General features: G+C 67.9%; 14 protein-coding genes. 1 reads left to right on the forward strand and 13 read right to left on the reverse strand.

Annotated elements, in window-relative coordinates; genetic code table 11:
- Positions 1 to 24: 24 nt before the first annotated feature.
- Positions 25 to 3,741 (forward strand): hydantoinase B/oxoprolinase family protein, encoded by a 3,717-nt coding sequence (locus K2L43_RS07830; protein WP_220638808.1) that lies wholly within the window; start codon positions 25 to 27, stop codon positions 3,739 to 3,741.
- Between the two features lie 70 nt (positions 3,742 to 3,811).
- Here K2L43_RS07830 and K2L43_RS07835 read toward each other — a convergent pair whose 3' ends face one another.
- The 13 genes from K2L43_RS07835 to K2L43_RS07895 all read right to left on the reverse strand — a co-directional run bounded on the left by K2L43_RS07835 (position 3,812) and on the right by K2L43_RS07895 (position 17,272).
- Positions 3,812 to 4,180 (reverse strand): monovalent cation/H(+) antiporter subunit G, encoded by a 369-nt coding sequence (locus K2L43_RS07835; protein WP_011805679.1) that lies wholly within the window; start codon positions 4,178 to 4,180, stop codon positions 3,812 to 3,814.
- Positions 4,177 to 4,458 carry a K+/H+ antiporter subunit F gene (locus tag K2L43_RS07840; RefSeq protein ID WP_220638809.1) on the reverse strand — a complete coding sequence of 94 codons (282 nt, stop codon included), beginning with the start codon at positions 4,456 to 4,458 and terminating at the stop codon, positions 4,177 to 4,179. Before K2L43_RS07840 ends, K2L43_RS07835 begins: the two co-directional genes overlap by 4 nt.
- Positions 4,455 to 4,946: a Na+/H+ antiporter subunit E gene (locus tag K2L43_RS07845; RefSeq protein WP_047349163.1), complete on the reverse strand. Its 492-nt coding sequence runs from the start codon at positions 4,944 to 4,946 to the stop codon at positions 4,455 to 4,457. The genes K2L43_RS07840 and K2L43_RS07845 overlap by 4 nt, the downstream gene beginning before the upstream one ends.
- The gene (locus tag K2L43_RS07850) at positions 4,943 to 6,679 is read right to left on the reverse strand and encodes a monovalent cation/H+ antiporter subunit D (RefSeq protein ID WP_220638810.1); all 1,737 of its coding nucleotides are present in this window, start codon (positions 6,677 to 6,679) and stop codon (positions 4,943 to 4,945) included. The genes K2L43_RS07845 and K2L43_RS07850 overlap by 4 nt, the downstream gene beginning before the upstream one ends.
- The gene (locus K2L43_RS07855; protein ID WP_011805675.1) at positions 6,676 to 7,041 is read right to left on the reverse strand and encodes a Na+/H+ antiporter subunit C; all 366 of its coding nucleotides are present in this window, start codon (positions 7,039 to 7,041) and stop codon (positions 6,676 to 6,678) included. The genes K2L43_RS07850 and K2L43_RS07855 overlap by 4 nt, the downstream gene beginning before the upstream one ends.
- Positions 7,041 to 9,995, reverse strand: coding sequence for a monovalent cation/H+ antiporter subunit A (locus K2L43_RS07860; protein ID WP_220638811.1), 2,955 nt, complete (start codon positions 9,993 to 9,995; stop codon positions 7,041 to 7,043). Before K2L43_RS07860 ends, K2L43_RS07855 begins: the two co-directional genes overlap by 1 nt.
- Positions 9,996 to 10,106: 111 nt before the next feature.
- Positions 10,107 to 10,451, reverse strand: a complete 345-nt coding sequence (locus K2L43_RS07865) for a helix-hairpin-helix domain-containing protein (protein WP_220638981.1) — start codon at positions 10,449 to 10,451, stop codon at positions 10,107 to 10,109.
- Between the two features lie 8 nt (positions 10,452 to 10,459).
- Positions 10,460 to 11,617 carry a lipopolysaccharide assembly protein LapB gene (gene lapB, locus K2L43_RS07870; RefSeq protein WP_220638812.1) on the reverse strand — a complete coding sequence of 386 codons (1,158 nt, stop codon included), beginning with the start codon at positions 11,615 to 11,617 and terminating at the stop codon, positions 10,460 to 10,462.
- Entirely contained in the window at positions 11,607 to 11,945 is a 339-nt protein-coding gene (locus tag K2L43_RS07875; RefSeq protein WP_220638813.1) for a lipopolysaccharide assembly LapA domain-containing protein, read from the reverse strand. Before K2L43_RS07875 ends, lapB begins: the two co-directional genes overlap by 11 nt.
- 129 nt (positions 11,946 to 12,074) lie before the next feature.
- A complete protein-coding gene (locus tag K2L43_RS07880; RefSeq protein ID WP_011805670.1) occupies positions 12,075 to 12,386 on the reverse strand; it encodes an integration host factor subunit beta in 312 nt (103 codons plus the stop codon).
- A 121-nt stretch (positions 12,387 to 12,507) separates the two neighbouring features.
- A complete protein-coding gene (rpsA, locus tag K2L43_RS07885; protein WP_094766865.1) occupies positions 12,508 to 14,211 on the reverse strand; it encodes a 30S ribosomal protein S1 in 1,704 nt (567 codons plus the stop codon).
- Between the two features lie 155 nt (positions 14,212 to 14,366).
- On the reverse strand, positions 14,367 to 16,388 hold the full coding sequence (locus tag K2L43_RS07890) for a bifunctional 3-phosphoshikimate 1-carboxyvinyltransferase/cytidylate kinase (protein WP_220638814.1): 2,022 nt from the start codon (positions 16,386 to 16,388) through the stop codon (positions 14,367 to 14,369).
- On the reverse strand, positions 16,388 to 17,272 hold the full coding sequence (locus K2L43_RS07895; RefSeq protein WP_015913006.1) for a prephenate dehydrogenase/arogenate dehydrogenase family protein: 885 nt from the start codon (positions 17,270 to 17,272) through the stop codon (positions 16,388 to 16,390). Before K2L43_RS07895 ends, K2L43_RS07890 begins: the two co-directional genes overlap by 1 nt.

Below are 17,272 nucleotides of genomic sequence, written 5' to 3' on the forward strand. Positions count from 1 at the left end.
ACGCGGCACACAAAGGAAACGGGTATGGCAAAGAAACTCTGGCAGTTCTGGGTGGATCGGGGGGGTACGTTCACCGATATCGTGGGCCGGCGCCCCGACGGCAGCCTGGTGACGCACAAGCTGCTCTCCGAGAACCCCGAGCAGTACCGCGATGCGGCGGTGGCGGGCATCCGCCACCTGCTGGGGCTGGCGCCGGGCGAGGCCGTGACGCCTGAATTGGTGGAGTGCGTGAAGATGGGCACCACCGTGGCCACCAACGCGCTGTTGGAGCGCAAGGGGGAGCCCACGCTGCTGGTTACTACGCGTGGCTTCAAGGACGCGCTGCGCATCGCCTACCAGAACCGTCCGCGCATCTTCGATCGGCACATCGTGCTGCCGCAACTGCTGTACAGCCGCGTCATCGAGGCGCAGGAGCGCGTGGGCGCGCACGGCGAGGTGGTACAGCCGCTGGAGGAAGACCACCTGAAGGAGCGTTTGTGGGCCGCTTATGACGCGGGCCTGCGCAGCGTGGCCATCGTGTTCATGCACGGCTACCGCTATCCCGCGCATGAGGAAGCAGCCGCCCGCCTGGCGCTGGCTGCCGGGTTCACGCAGGTCAGCACTTCGCACGGCACCAGCCCGCTGATGAAGTTCGTGAGCCGGGGCGACACCACCGTGGTGGACGCGTATCTGTCGCCCATCCTGCGGCGCTACGTGCAGCAGGTGGAGGCCGAGATGCCGGGCGTGCCGCTGTATTTCATGCAGTCCTCGGGGGGGCTCACGGATGCGCACCGCTTCCAGGGCAAGGACGCCATCCTCTCCGGGCCGGCCGGCGGCATCGTGGGCATGGCGCGCACGGCGCAGATTGCGGCGCAGGCCGAGGCAGCGCCAGGGGCCGGTGCGGCCGCCACGCAGCCGCCGGTGCGCGTGATCGGTTTCGACATGGGCGGCACGTCCACCGACGTGAGCCATTTTGCGGGTGAGTTCGAGCGCGAGTTCGAGACCCAGGTGGCGGGCGTGCGCATGCGTGCGCCCATGATGAGCATTCACACGGTGGCCGCGGGCGGCGGTTCCATCCTGGAGTTCGACGGCGCCCGTTTCCGCGTAGGTCCCCAAAGTGCCGGCGCCAACCCCGGCCCCGCCAGTTACCGCCGCGGCGGCCCGCTGGCCGTGACCGATGCCAACGTGATGGTGGGCAAGATCCAGCCCGCGTACTTCCCGCGCGTGTTCGGCCATGGCGCCGACGAGCCGCTGGACGCGGTCGTGGTGCGCGAGCGTTTTGCGGCGCTGGCGGGCCAGACCGCAGGAGCGGCAGATGGCGCAGCTGCGCTGACGCCCGAGGCTTGCGCGCATGGCTTCATCCAGATCGCGGTGCAGCAGATGGCCAACGCCATCAAGAAGATCTCCGTGGCGCGCGGCTACGACGTCACGCGCTACACGCTGCAGTGCTTTGGCGGCGCGGGCGGCCAGCACGCCTGCCTGGTGGCCGATGCGCTGGGCATGCAGCAGGTGCTGGTGCATCCGCTGGCGGGCGTGCTGTCGGCCTACGGCATGGGGCTGGCCGACCAGAACGTGATGCGTGAGAAGGCGGTGGAGGCACGCCTCACACCCGAGGCGCTGCCCGGCATCACGGCCACGCTGGATGCACTGGCCCAGGCCGCCGAGGCCGAGATGGCGCAAGAGCGCCTCTCGGGCGGCGACATCGTGGTGCGTCGGCGCGTGCATGTGCGCTACGAGGGTACCGATTCGGCGCTGGCCGTGCCCTTTGGCGACCTGCAGGCGATCACGCGGGGCTTCGAGGCCGCGTACCGCCAGCGGTTTGCCTTCCTCATGCAGGGCAAGGCACTGATGGTGGAGGCGGTGTCGGTGGAAGCCGTGGTGGCGGGCGATGCGCCGGTCGAGCATGCGCAGGATCTGCAGCCCGAGCGCGAAGTGCCGCGGCGCGACACCGTGCGCATGTTCACCGTGGGCACGGACGGCACACCGGCCTGGCACGACGCCGCGCTGGTGGTGCGCGAAGACATGCGCCCCGGCGACCTGCTGCAGGGCCCGGCCATCATTGCCGAGAAGAACGCTACCACGGTGGTAGAGCCGGGCTGGCAGGCACGGCTCACGTCCCTGGACCATCTGGTGCTGCACCGCCACCTGCCGCGCGCCCAGCGCCATGCCGCGGGCACGCAGGTGGACCCGGTGCTGCTGGAGGTGTTCAACAACCTGTTCATGAACATTGCCGAGCAGATGGGGCTGCAGCTGCAGAACACCGCGTACTCCGTGAATATCAAGGAGCGGCTGGACTTCAGCTGCGCGCTGTTCGACGCCGAGGGCCAACTGATTGCCAACGCGCCGCACATGCCGGTGCACCTGGGGTCCATGGGCGAGAGCATCCGCACCGTGATCGCGCGCAACCGCGGCCACATGCGGCGCGGCGACGTGTTTGTGCTGAACGACCCATACCACGGCGGCACGCACCTGCCGGACATCACCGTGATCACGCCGGTCTATATCGGTGACGACGACGAGGCGACCGAGCCCACCTTCTATGTCGGCAGCCGCGGCCACCATGCGGACGTGGGGGGCACCACGCCGGGGTCGATGCCGCCGTTTTCCACGCGCATCGAGGAAGAGGGCGTGCAGATCGACAACGTGAAGCTGGTGGATGCCGGCGTGCTGCGCGAGGCCGAGATGATTGCGCTGCTGGAGAGTGGCGAGTACCCCAGCCGCAACCCGCAGCAGAACCTGGCCGACCTGAAGGCGCAGATCGCCGCCAACGAGAAGGGCGTGCAGGAGCTGCGCCGCATGGTGGAGCACTTCGGCCTGAGCGTGGTGCAGGCCTATATGCAGCATGTGCAGGACAACGCCGAGGAGTCCGTGCGCCGCGCCATCACGCGGTTGGCCGCGCGCGTGCAGGACGGGCATTTCACCCTGCCGCTGGACAACGGCGCGCAGATCACCGTGGCCGTGCGCATTGACGCGGCCACGCGCAGTGCGGTGATCGACTTCACCGGCACCAGTGCGCAGCAGTCCAACAACTTCAATGCGCCCACGGCGGTGTGCATGGCCGCGGTGCTCTACGTCTTCCGCTCGCTGGTGGAGGACGACATTCCGCTCAACGCCGGGTGCCTCAAGCCCCTGCAGGTCATCATTCCGCCGGGCTCCATGCTCAATCCCAACCCACCGGCATCGGTGGTGGCGGGCAACGTGGAGACCTCCAGCTGCATCACCAACGCGCTGCTGGGCGCCTTGGGCGTGTCGGCGGCCAGCCAATGCACGATGAACAACTTCACCTTCGGCAACGCGCGCTACCAGTATTACGAGACCATCTCGGGCGGCAGCGGGGCGGGCGGCCAGTTCGACGACGCGGGCGCGCTGGTGGGGGGCTTTGATGGCACGAGCGTGGTGCAGACGCACATGACCAATTCACGCCTGACCGATCCGGAGGTGCTGGAGTTCCGCTTCCCCGTGCGGCTGGAGAGTTACGCCATCCGCGCCGGTTCGGGCGGCGGCGGCCGCTGGAAGGGCGGCGACGGCGGCGTGCGCCGCATCCGCTTCCTGGAGCCCATGACCGCGAGCATTCTGTCCAACGGCCGGGTGCACGGCGCCTTCGGCATGGCGGGTGGGCAGCCGGGCATGCCCGGCGTCAACCGCGTCGTGCGTGCGGACGGCCGGGCGGAGCCGCTGCAGCACATCGGGCAGGCGCAAATGGAAGCGGGGGATGTGTTCGAGATCCACACGCCGGGCGGTGGTGGCTTTGGTGGACGCTGAGTGGGTTTGAGTGAAATAAGGCTCTAGCGCTTGCTGGTCAAGCGCTAGTAGCTATATTTTCAATAGCAAATCACGAGTCGAGCGTGCTGCTGTCCGCCACGCGGCTGAGGCTGGGCGGCACCTTCTCGCCCGCGCGGCGCGCGCGAAACAGCGCGGCGCGCATCAGGAAGATGTTGGTCACGGGCACGGTGATGGCGATGAACAGGGCAATCAGCAGCGCATGCAGCGCCAGGCCGTTGCCCGTCACGGAGAAGTACACCAGCGTGGCATGCATGATGCACCAGCAGCCCATGGTGGCGATGATGGACGGTGCGTGCACGCGCTCGAAGTAGGTGGCCAGGCGCAGCAGCCCCAGTGACCCCATGAACGCGATGGCCGCGCCGCACAGCACCAGCGCGGACAGCACGATGTCCAGCCACAGCGGCAGTGCGTCGCTCATTCGATCACCTCGCCGCGCAAGAGGAACTTGGCCATGGCCGTGGAGCTGACGAAGCCCAGCAGTGCGATCAACATGGCGGCCTCGAAGTAGTTGGTGCTGCCGTAGTAGATGCCCAGTACCAGTATGAGCAGCATGCCGTTGAGGTACATGCAGTCCAGCGCCAGCACGCGGTCCTGCGCGGCGGGGCCCTTGAGCAGGCGCACCAGGCACAGCACCATGGCCGCGGCCAGCAGGAACATGGCGATGGGCAGCGCCCAGGACAGTACGGAACCGGTCATTCGAAAATCTCCATCAGCGGGCGCTCGTAGCTCGCCTTGACGTGGTCGATGATGGCCTGCGCATCGCCCACCTCCAGCACATGCAGCATCAGCAGGCTGCGGTCCAGCGACAGCTCGGCCCAGGAGGTGCCAGGGGTGATGCACACGATCATGGCCAGTACGGCGAGGGCGTTGGGGTCGCGCAGTTCCAGCGGAATCTTGACGAAGTCCGGCGGGTGGCGGCGCTGTGACGGCAGCAGCAGAAAGCGCAGCACGGCAAGGTTGGACCGCGTGGTGTCCACCATCACCGTGAAGCACAGCCGGATGATCGTGCCGAGGTGGCGCACGCGCACCTTCTGCGGGCGCAATTCGCTGAACAGCACCGGCAGGCCCCATGCGAGTACCAGTGCCAGCAGGACGTGGCCGATGCTGGTGGTGTGGTTGAGCAGCAGCCACATCACAAACAAACCCAGGGAGACCAGCGGGGCGGGCAGCAGCTTCTTCATCATGGCGCGGCCTTCGTGGTGGCAGAGCTTTCCGCGCGCTCAGGCGTCGGCGTCGTGGTGGGGCTGGGAATGGGCGCGGCCGTCATCACGGCGCGTACATACGTGCCCGGCGCATGCAGCCCGTTGGCCGTTGCCTCGGTGAAACGCATCACGCCGTTGGCCTGCAGGGTGAGCGCCACGCAGGCCCCCAGCAGTATGGCGATGGGCAGCCCCTCCATCACGCGCAACTGGGGCGTGGGGCGGTCGTGCGCGGCCCAGAAGTGGCGTATGCCCGAGCGCGTGAGCGCCAGCAGCGCCAGCAGACCCGTGGCGATCATCAGCGCGATCAACGTCCAGCCCGGCAGGCCGGGCTGTGTGCCGGCCGAGGAGCCGAGCCCCAGCGGGTTTACCAGCGCCGTCAGCATCGCGAACTTGCCGATGAAGCCGGACAGCGGCGGTAGGCCCGCAATCACCAGCGTGCAGGCCATGTAGGCCAGACCCAGAAACGCGGCCGCGGCGGGGATGACGCGGCCGACCAGCACTTCCTCGTCCTCGCCCAGGTTCAGGCCGGTGGTGGGCATCAGCTCGGGGGTGAGGAAGGGGGCCACGTCGTCCAGTTCGTAAGGCGCCAGCGACGCGCCATCGTTGCGCCAGCGGTCGATGAGGTCGGCCAGCAGGAACAGCGCGCTCACGGCCAGCGTGGAGCTGGGCAGGTAGTACAGCAGCCCGGCAGTGAGCGCGTTCTGTCCGAAGCCTGCTGCCGCCAGCAGCGTGCCCGACGACAGCACGGCCGCATGGCCGGCCAGGTGGGTGAGGCGCTGCGAGGCCATCATGCCGATGGCGCCGAAGGCCATGGTGACCATGCCGCCGCCGATCAGCCACAGGCTGCCGAACAGGGAGGAGGGACCGGCCTCGCTGCTGAACATCAGCGTCCACAGGCGCAGCAGCGTGTAGATGCCCACCTTGGTCATCAGGGCGAACAGCGCACCCACGGGCGCCGTGGCCGCGCTGTAGGCCGGCACCAGCCAGAAGTTCAGGGGCCACACAGCCGCCTTGATGAAAAACGCCGTGGCCAGGATGGCGGCCGCCGAGTGCAGCAACCCCCGGTCGGCGGCCGACACCTGCGGGATGGCCTGCGCCAGGTCGGCCATGTTGAGCGTGCCCGTGATGCCGTACATCATGGACGCGCCGATCAGGAACAGCGAGGACGCCGCCAGGTTGATGGCGATGTAGTGCAGGCCGGCCTGCACGCGCGTGCGGCCGGCGCCGTGCAGCAGCAGGCCGTACGAGGCTGCCAGCAGGATCTCGAAGAAGACGAACAGGTTGAACAGGTCGCCCGTGAGGAAGGCGCCCCCCAGTCCCATGAGCTGCAACTGGAACAGCGTGTGGTAGTGCACGCCGGCTCGGTGCCAGCGCGCACCGGCGAACACAATGGAGCACAGCGCCACGAAGCCCGTCAGCAGCAGCATCATGGCCGAGAGCCGGTCCAGCACCAGCACGATGCCGAACGGCGCCGGCCAGTTGCCCGGCAGGTACACACCCATGGTCGCGGGCGCTCTGGATTCGTGCGACCACAGCAGCAGCGCCAAGGCCACCAGCAGCCCGAGCAGGGTGGACAGGATGTTCAGGCCCAGCTTCAGGCGCTGCTGCTCTTCCTTCATGGTGAGCAGCAAAGCGGCCGTGAGCATCGGCAGCCCGATGGGCGCCAGCATCAGGTGCGGCATGAGCAGGGAGGTCAGCTCCGCGATGCGGCTCATGGCATCTCCTGCGTTTCACGCGAGTGCGAGCCGTCCACGTGGTCGGTGCCCGACATGCCCCGCGAAGCCAGCAGCACGACGAGGAACAGTGCGGTCATGGCAAAGCCGATCACGATGGCGGTGAGCACCAGCGCCTGGGGCATGGGGTCCGCGTAATGCTGCAGATCCTGCGGCACGCCGGGCACGAGCACGGGCTCCTTGTCCACGGCCAGGCCCAGGCGACCCATGCTGAAGATGAACAGATTCACGGCATACGACAGCAGCGACAGGCCCATGATGACCTGGAAGGTGCGGGGGCGCAGTAGCAGCCAGACGCCCGAGCCCGTGAGCACGCCGATGGACAGAGCCAGCACGATTTCCATCAGACGGCTCCTTGTGTGGCGGGGACGGCTGCTTGCTCGCTGGCCGCTTGTTGTTCTTCTTCCATGAGACGGGCGTGGTAACGGTGGCTGCGCACCGACTGGTGGGCGATGGCAGTGAGGATGAGCAGCGTGGAGCCGACGACGAGCGCGAAGACGCCCATGTCGAAGAACATGGCGCTGGCCACGTGGAGGTCCCCGATCAGCGGCAGGTGCAGGTGCGCGGTGTGGCTGGTAAGGAACGGATAGCCCAGCGCCACGGCGCCCAGTCCGGTGCCCAGCGCCAGCAGCAGGCCGGAAGCAATCCAGCGCCGCGGATACAGGGGCAGGTGCGCCTCGACCCACGATGTGCCCGAAATGATGTACTGCAGCACCAGCCCCACCGAGAACACCAGCCCCGCCACGAAGCCGCCGCCCGGCTGGTTGTGCCCGCGCATGAAGAGGTAGAAGGCCACCAGGGCCGAGAACGGCAGCAGCAGCCGCACCAGCACCGCGGGCACCATCAGGTAACCGATGGCCGTGTCGGTGGCGTTGCGCGGGTTCAGCAGGTCGGTCTGTAGATCGGCCGGCAGGTAGCGCTGCTGCTCGGGCAGGTCCATGGTCTCCACCGCGGGGCGAAAGCGCCGCAACAGCGCATACACCGCAAGCGCCACGATGCCCAGCACCACGATCTCGCCGAACGTGTCGAACCCGCGGAAGTCCACCAGCATGACGTTGACCACGTTGGTGCCGCCGCCTTCGGTGAGGGCGCGCTCCAGGAAGAACGTGGAGGTGCTCTGCGCGAAGGGCCGGCTCATCATGGCAAATGCCAGCCACGCCATGCCGCCGCCCGCGGCGACGGCCAGCAGCAGGTCGCGCACGCGCCGCGTGCGCGCCAGCGCGGCGCTGGCGGGCGAGGCGGGCAGGCTTTCGTCGCGCTTGGGCAGCCAGCGCAGGCCCAGCAGGATCAGGATGGTGGTGACCAGTTCCACGGCCAGTTGGGTGAGTGCGAGGTCCGGCGCAGAGAACCACAGGAAGGTGATGCAGACGCACAGCCCTGCACCACCCATGAGGGTCAGCGCCGCCAGACGGTGGTACTTGGCCTGCCAGGCCGAGGCCACGGCGCAGACCATGCCCAACGCCCAGATCAGTACGAAAGCGGGCGACAGCGGCAGCGTGCCCCGGTCTCCCAGCTGCAAGCCACGTGTGTACAGCGGCATGGCGGCGCCCACGAGCGTGACGAGCACCAGCCACAGCATCTGCCACTGCAGGCGGCGCGTGGACAGCAGGCGCCGCCCGCTGTGCCCCCAGCGCGTGATCTGCACCAGCACTGCCTCGAACACGCCGCGTCCGCTGACGCGGTGCATCAGTGGGGCGGCGTTGATGCGGCCTCGCTTGCGCTCCCAGCGCAACACCATGTACAGGGCGGTGCCGCCGACCAGCGCCACCAGGCTCATCATGAAGGGCGTGTTGAAGCCGTGCCAGACCGCCAGGCTGAAGGCCGGCAGTTCGCCCCCCACCACCGGCAGCGCCGCGGCATTCAGGTACTGGCCGATCGACCACGCGGGCAGCACGCCCACCACCAGGCAGGCGCAGACCAGCAGCTCCACCGGCACGCGCATCCAGTGCGGCGGCTCATGGGGCTCATGCGGCAGATCGGTGGCGGGGGCGCCCCAGAACACATCGACGATGAAGCGCAGCGAATAGGCCACGCTGAACATGCCCGCGACGGTGGCCGCGATCGGCAGTATCTGGGCCACGGCCGGCGCAGCGTCGAAGAACACCGTCTCCGCGAAGAACATCTCCTTGGACAGGAAGCCGTTGAGCAGCGGCACGCCCGCCATGGCGGCGCTGGCGACCGTGGCCAGCGTGGCGGTGACGGGCATCATGCGGCGCAGGCCCGAGAGGCGCCGTATGTCCCGCGTGCCGCTTTCGTGGTCGATGATGCCCGCGGCCATGAACAGCGATGCCTTGAACGTGGCGTGGTTCATGATGTGGAACACGGCGGCCACGGCGGCCAGCGGGCTGTTGAGGCCCAGCAGCAGCGTGATCAGGCCCAGGTGCGAGATCGTGGAATACGCCAGCAGGCCCTTGAGGTCGTTCTGAAACATGGCCGCGTAGCCGCCGATGAGCAGCGTGGCCAGGCCCGCGCCGCCCACCAGCCAGAACCACGGCTCGGTGCCGCCCATTACGGGCCACAGCCGTGCCAGCAGGAAGACGCCCGCCTTCACCATGGTGGCCGAGTGCAGGTACGACGACACGGGCGTGGGCGCAGCCATGGCGTTGGGCAGCCAGAAGTGGAACGGAAACTGCGCACTCTTGGTGAACGCCCCCAGCAGCACCAGTACCAGCGCCGTGAGGTACATGGGGTGGTCGCGCACCAGCTCGGCTGCGCCCAGCACGCGGTCCAGGTCATAGCTGCCCACGATGTGGCCCAGCACCAGCACGCCGGCCAGCAGGCACAGTCCGCCCGCGCCCGTCACGGTGAGGGCCATGCGCGCGCCCCGGCGGGCGTCTTCACGGTGGTGCCAGTAGCCGATGAGCAGGAACGAGAACAGGCTGGTGAGTTCCCAGAAGAACACCAGCTGGATGATGTTGCCCGACAGCACCACGCCGGCCATGGCGCCCATGAAAGCCAGAAAGAACGAGAAAAAGCGCGGCACCGGGTCCGCCGGCGACATGTAGTAGCGCGCATACAGCACCACCAGCGTGCCGATGCCGAACACCAGCATGCTGAACATCCAGGCGAACCCGTCCATGCGGATGACCAGGTTCAGGCCCAGGGCAGGCAACCAGGTGATCTCCTCGCGCAACACGCCCGCTTCGGCGATCTGGGGGAAGTACAGCGCCGTTTGCACCGTGCAAAACAGCGCGACCAGGCCCGCGAGCGTGGACTCGGTATTGCGCGCATTCGCGGGCAGCACGGCCGCCAGCAAGCTGCCCACAAAGGGAAGAAGAATGAGGAGGGTCAGAGGCATCAGCGTCTGATTCTAGGGCGTCGCCCCTTCCCGCGTGCTATGAAAACCCGAGCAAGTGGCGGCGAATACGCTGCCGTCCAGCGCGTTATGGCGCGCGGCTACCAGTGTGTGTCAGCGTGAGAAGGGGCTGTCGCCGACCCCCGCGTCGGAGGCTGCAGGCGCGCCCGCGGGCGTTGCTACGGTTGGATAGGCGGCGCCATTGACGGTGAGCCCCTGCGCCGACAGCCGGGCGGCGGCCGCGGGGCCGATGCCCTTCACGCGTGCGATCAGGTCGCTCCAGTCCTGGAAGGGCCCGCGTGCCCGCTCTGCCAGGATGCGCGACGACATCGCCGGCCCGATGCCCCTGACGCCATCCAGGTCCGCTTCGCGTGCGTGGTTCACGTCCACGCCGGCCAGCGCGACGGCAGCATGCAGCAGCACGAGCGCTACGCTCGCAAGCCGCAGGGCCGGGGGCATGCGCACGGCTACAGCTCCTCGACGCGCCGTGCCGGATAACTGTCCCAGGTCTGGCAGCCCGGGCATTGCCAGAAGTGCTGGCGTGCCTCGAACCCGCAGGCTGCGCAGCGGTAGCGCGTGAGCGGCTTTGCCGCTTGCTCCAGCGCGCGCTGGATTTGCGGGTGGAACTGCTCATGGGTCAGCGTCTCGCCTGCCAGCCACTTCGTCGCGGCGACCAGGGAGGGCTCGCGCTCCAGGTGGCGCACGTACCATTCGCGCCCGACGGCCGCAGTGTCCGCGTTGGCAGCCTCCAGCGCCACCACGGCTTCCAGCAGATCCAGGGATGGCATGTCCCCGTAGTGGTGCTGCAGCAGCGCCTGGGCCTGCGGCGCTTGTCCCGTGGCGGTGGCGGTTTCCACCAGCAGCGGTGCGGCCAGCGGCAGCGCGGCGGGTGCAGCCTGGGCGAGCGCTTGCAGGGTGTCGAAGGCCGCTTCGGGCTGGCCCTGGCGCTGCTGCAGCCGCGCCAGCTCGATGCGCGCGCGCGGCGCCTGGGGCGCCGTGGCCAGGGCCTGCTCCAGCAGCGCCTGGGCGGCGTGCAGTTCGCCATGGGCCGCCAGCGCCAGCGCCTGCTCGCACAGGTAGTGCGCCAGCCGGGTGCTGAAGTCGCCCTGCTGCGCATCGTGCATGCGCCGTGCAATGTCCGACGCCTGTGGCCAGTCGCGCGAACGCTCGTAGATGGCCAGCAGGGCCATGCGTGCCTGGCCCTCGAAGGCGCTGCCCTCCAGGCGGCGCAGTGCGTCTTCCGCGCGGTCGAGCAGGCCTGCCTTGAGGAAGTCCAGCGCCAGCGCATGCTGTGCGCGCTCGCGGTCGGCGCGGCTCAGGTCGCCGCGCGACAGCAGGTGCTCGTGCACCCGCACGGCGCGGTTGTACTCGCCGCGGCGGCGAAACAGGTTGCCCAGGGCGAAGTGCAGTTCGGTGGTGTCAGGGTCGCTCTGCACCGCCTCGATGAAGGCATCGATGGCCTGGTCTTGCTGCTCGTTGAGAAGGTAGTTCAGGCCCTTGAAGTAAGCCTTGGGTGCGCGGCGGTTCTCCTCCCGCATCTGCCGCAGGTCGAAACGCGAGGCGAACCACCCCAGCCCGAAGGCCAGCGGTAGCCCCAGGAAGATCCAGCTCAGGTCAAATTCCATGGATGGGTGGCTGCGGCAAGGCGGGGTCGGCCGCCGCCGGAGATGCGGCAGCGGATGCGGCGGTGGGCGCGGCGGTGGGCGCGGCGGGGTGCGGCAAGGCCTGGTGCGCGCGGCGCGCAGCGCTGCGGTGGCGCCACCAGCGCGGCACCATGCCCAGCACGCCTACGGCCACGCCAAGCGCGAAGGCCGTCAGCACGATCAGCACGGCCGGTGCCGTCCACTGCGTGCCGAAGAAAAAGTACACCGTGGCGTCCTGCTGGTTGTTCAGCGCGAACGCGAACAGGGTAAAAAAAATGGCTGCCTTGAGCAGCCACAGGAGGTATTTCATGCATCTCCCCAGTGGTGGCGAGATTCTACGGGCAGCGTAGCGGCCTGAGCGGCAGGCGGCAGGCCATCCGTTGGCCTCAAGCCAAAAACGGCTCTAGCGCCTGCCCAGCAAGCGTGAACAGCTATGGTTTTATTGCGCCTGTACGCCCTGCAGTTCAGCGGTGCGCTGGTCCACGGTTTCGCGCAGGGCCTTGCCAGGCTTGAAGTGGGGAACGCGCTTTTCGGGGATATGCACCGCCTCGCCGCTGCGCGGATTGCGGCCCATGCGCGGGGGGCGGCGGTTGACCGAGAAGCTGCCAAAGCCGCGGATCTCGATGCGGTGCCCGCGCACCAGTGCATCGCTCACGGCGTCCAGAATGGTCTTGACGGCGTATTCGGCGTCGCGCTGGGTGAGCTGCCCAAAGCGGGCAGCCAGTTCTTCGACGAGGTCAGATCGGGTCATGGGACGGCATTCGGGCAGAGGTTGATGTGACAGCGGGCGCTACCAGAGCGCCCGCTGTGTGTGGTGTGCCGCCACCCGCAGGTGGCGGAACACCGGCGCCTGCAGGGCAGGCCGCGACGGATTACTTGTCGGAGTTGTCCAGCTTGGCGCGCAGCAGGGCGCCCAGGCTGGTGGTACCGGCGTTTTCCTTCGCGGACTGGGCCGACAGGTGCGCCATGGCTTCCTGCTGGTCAACCATGTCCTTTTGCTTGATGGACAGCTGGATGTTGCGGGTCTTGCGATCCACGTTCACCACCACGGCCGTGACTTCGTCGCCTTCCTTCAGCACGTTGCGGGCATCTTCCACGCGGTCGCGGGAGATTTCCGAAGCGCGCAGGTAGCCCACGATGTCTTCGCCCAGATCGATCTCGGCGCCACGGGCGTCCACGGTCTTGACCTTGCCGGTCACCGTCTGGCCCTTGTCGTTCACCGTCACGAAGGTGGTGAACGGGTCGCCGTCGAGCTGCTTGATGCCCAGGGAGATACGCTCGCGGTCCACGTCCACGGCCAGCACGATCGCCTCGACTTCCTGGCCCTTCTTGTAGTTGCGCACGGCGGATTCGCCGGGCTCGTTCCAGGACAGGTCGGACAGGTGCACCAGGCCGTCGATGCCGGCAGCCAGGCCCACGAACACGCCGAAGTCGGTGATCGACTTGATCGGGCCCTTGACGCGGTCGCCGCGCTTGGTGTCCTGCGCGAATTCTTGCCAGGGGTTGGCCTTGCACTGCTTCATGCCCAGGCTGATGCGGCGCTTGTCTTCGTCGATCTCCAGGACCATGACTTCGACTTCGTCACCCAACGACACGAGCTTGGAAGGAGCCACGTTCTTGTTGGTCCAGTCCATTTCGGAGACGTGCACCAGGCCTTCGATGCCGGGCTCCAGCTCGACGAATGCACCGTAGTCGGCGATGTTCGTGACCTTGCCGAACAGGCGCGTGCCCGAGGGGTAGCGGCGCGATACGCCCAGCCACGGGTCGTCGCCCATTTGCTTGAGGCCCAGCGAGACGCGGTTCTTCTCGGTGTCGAACTTGAGGATCTTGGCCGTGATTTCCTGGCCGGCGGTGACCACCTCGGAGGGGTGGCGCACGCGGCGCCATGCCATGTCGGTGATGTGCAGCAGGCCGTCGATGCCGCCCAGGTCCACGAACGCACCGTATTCGGTGATGTTCTTGACCACGCCGTTGACGATGGCGCCTTCCTTCAGCGTTTCCATCAGCTTGGCGCGCTCTTCGCCCATGGAGGCTTCCACCACGGCGCGGCGGCTCAGCACCACGTTGTTGCGCTTGCGGTCCAGCTTGATGACCTTGAACTCCAGGGTCTTGTTTTCGTACGGAGTCAGGTCCTTGACGGGACGGGTGTCGATCAGCGAACCGGGCAGGAAGGCGCGGATGCCGTTGACCAGCACCGTCAGGCCGCCCTTGACCTTGCCGGAGGTCGTGCCGGTCACGAATTCGCCGGACTCCAGCGCCTTCTCCAGCGACAGCCAGGAGGCCAGACGCTTGGCGGTGTCGCGCGACAGGATGGTGTCGCCGTAGCCGTTTTCGATCGAGCCGATGGCCACGGACACGAAGTCGCCCACTTGGACTTCGATCTCGCCCTGGTCGTTCTTGAATTCGTCGATCGGCACATAGGCTTCCGACTTCAGGCCAGCGTTCACCACGACGAAGTTGTGCTCCACGCGCACGACTTCAGCGGTGATGACTTCGCCGGGACGCATTTCGGTGCGTGTCAACGACTCTTCAAAAAGGGCGGCAAAAGATTCAGACATGTAGTTCCTTGCCCGCATGCAGGTTTCCGACGGCACCATTGCCTTCGTTTCTAAGACTGCTTGCGGAGGTTGTGCGGCATCACACCGCGGGGTTGAGGTTGTAAGAACCACACGGCCAGTGCGCAGTCAGGGCGCGGCGGGAGCCGTGTGGGCCATGTACCGGCCGTCAGCACTTACGCGCCGAACGGCTGGCGAGCCTGCCACCAGTCAATCACCTGCATCACGGCCTCGTCGATCGTGTGCTCGGAGTTGTCCAGTACCAGGGAGTCCTGCGCGGGCTTCAGGGGCGAGGCACTGCGGTTTGCGTCCCGCGCGTCCCGCGCTTCCAAGTCTGCGCGAAGTTCGTCGATATTAGCCGAAATTCCCTTGGAAATCAACTGCTTATGGCGGCGCTCGGCCCGGCAGGCGGCGCTGGCCGTGAGGAAGACCTTGAGCGGTGCCTGCGGGAAGATCACCGTGCCCATGTCGCGCCCGTCGGCCACCAGGCCCGGCAGGCGGCGAAAGCCATGCTGCAGCGCGACCAGGGCGCCGCGCACCGCCGGCAGCGCCGACACGCGCGAGGCGTTCATGCCGGCCTGCTCGGTGCGGATGGCGTCGGTGACGTCTTCCTCGCCCAGCCAGATGCGGTTGCCCGCGAAGCGCACGGGCAGTTGCCGCGCCAGTTCGGCGATGCGCGGCTCGTTGTCGGGGCTGATCTCCAGGCCCGCACGGGTCGCCGCGAGGGCGGTGATGCGGTACAGCGCCCCCGAATCCAGGAAGTGGTAGCCCAGCGCACGCGCCACGGCAGCGGCCACCGTGCCCTTGCCCGAGGCCGTGGGGCCGTCGATGCAGATCACGGGGATGCGGTCCGCGTCCGTCTGCGCCACCTGGAACAGGGCCTCGAAGTAATCCGGGAAGGTCTTGGCGACGCACTTGGGGTCTTCGATGCGCACGGGCAGCCCGGCCGGGTTGAAGGCCGCCAGCGAAAAGCACATGGCCACGCGGTGGTCGTCGTAGGTGTGGATGCTGGCGGCGCGCCAGTCGCCGGACTGGGCGGGTGGCGTGACGCACAGGTAGTCCGCGCCTTCCTCCACCGTGGCGCCCAGCTTGCGCAGCTCGCAGGTCATGGCGGCAATGCGGTCGGTTTCCTTGACGCGCCAGCTTGCGATGTTGCGCAATACGGTCGTGCCCCGCGCATACAGCGCCATGACGGCGAGGGTCATCGCTGCATCGGGGATGTGGTTGCAGTCCAGGTCGATCGCCTTGAGCGGCCAGGTGTCGCGGGTCACCTCCAGCCAATTGGGGCCGCCGGTGACGCGTGCGCCCATGGCTTGTGCGGCCTCCACGAAGCGGATGTCGCCCTGGATCGAATCCAGTCCGACGCCCAGGATCTTGATGCCATTTTGGCCGTTAGCGCCCGCAGCGATTGCGCCAGCAGCTATGAAATAGCTAGCAGATGATGCATCCGCCTCCACATGGATCAGCCCCGGCGACTGGTAGCGGCTGCCCGCGGGAATGGTGAAGCGCTGCCACTGCTCATGCCGCACGGCGATGCCAAAGCGCGCCAGCAGCTCCAGCGTGATGTGGATGTAGGGCTTGGAGATCAGCTCGCCCACGACTTCGATCACCACGTCCTGCTGCCGGGCCACCAGCGGCAGCGCCATCAGCAGCGCGGTGAGGAACTGGCTGGACACGTCGCCGCGCACGCGGATCGGCGCCTGCAACTGCAGCGGCGGCAGGCCGCCCGCGTGGGCGATGCGCAGCGGTGGAAAGCCTTGGTTGCCCAGGTAGTCGATGCGGCAGCCGAGCTGGCGCAGGGCGTCCACCAGGTCGCCAATGGGACGCTCGTGCATGCGCGGCACGCCCGACAGTTCGTACTCGCCGCCCAGCAGCGCCAGTGCCGCGGTGAGCGGGCGCATGGCCGTGCCGGCGTTGCCCATGAAGAGCTGCGTGGGCGAGGGCGGCGTGGAAGACCCCAAACCCGTGATGCGCACGGTGCCGCCTCCGGCTTCGTCGACCGTGCAGCCGAGCTGGCGCAGCGCATCCAGCATCACGCGCGTGTCGTCGGAGGCCAGCAGGTCGCGCACCTCGGTCGTGCCCTGGCTCAACGCGGCCAGCAGCAGCACGCGGTTGGAGATGCTCTTGGAGCCCGGCAGCTGCACGCTGCCCTGCACGCTGGCCAGGGGCGGCAGGTCGAGGAACGCGGTGGAGAACATCAGTGGTCCTTGTGCTTGCGGGGCGCGCCCATGCGCCAGTGCGCGCGGGTGTGACTGGCGAGCGTGATGAGGTCTTCCAGCGCCTGGTCGTTGTCGGCCTGCATGGCCTCCTCTAGCGTCTGCAGTGCCTGCTTGAACACGCGCGACTGGGCCAGCACCTCGTCGCGGTTGGCGCGCAGGATGTCGCGCCACATCTTGGGGTCGCTGGCGGCGATGCGGGTGAAGTCGCGAAAGCCGGGTCCGGCCAGTGCGAGCAGTTCGTCCGCGTTGGGCTGCGCGGTGATGCCCGAGATCATGGCGAACGCGAGCATGTGCGGCAGATGGCTCACGGCCGCGAAGCTGGCGTCGTGCGCCTCGGGCGACATGCTGCTCACGTGGCAGCCCAGGGCGCGCCACACGTCCTCCGCGCGGTGCAGCTGGGCGGTGAGGGTGCGTTCGGTGGGGGTCAGGATCACCTGGCGGCCGGTGTACAGGTCGACGTCGGCATGTTCCACGCCCGACACCTCGCGCCCCGTGATCGGGTGCGCCGGCACGAACGAGCCGATCTGGTCACGCAGCGCGCGGCGCGCGGCTTGCACCACGTCGGCCTTGGTGGAGCCGACGTCCATGAGCAGCATCTGCGGCGTGACCAGGTGCTTGATGGCCTTCAAGGTGGATTCGGTCGCGGCCACGGGAACGGCCAGCAGCACGATGTCGGCACCCGCGGCGGCCAGCAGCGCGGAGGGCGCCTCAACGTCAATCACGCCGAGCTGGCGCGCCCGATCGGTGGTGGAGGGCGACTTGCTGTAGCCCACGACGCGCTTGACCAGCCCCGCCTTCTTCAATGCCAGGGCGAAGGAGCCGCCCATCAGGCCGCAGCCGATCAGTCCCAGTTGTTCAAACAT

The sequence above is a fragment of the Diaphorobacter sp. MNS-0 genome (assembly GCF_019602835.1).
Taxonomy (GTDB): domain Bacteria; phylum Pseudomonadota; class Gammaproteobacteria; order Burkholderiales; family Burkholderiaceae_C; genus Diaphorobacter; species Diaphorobacter nitroreducens.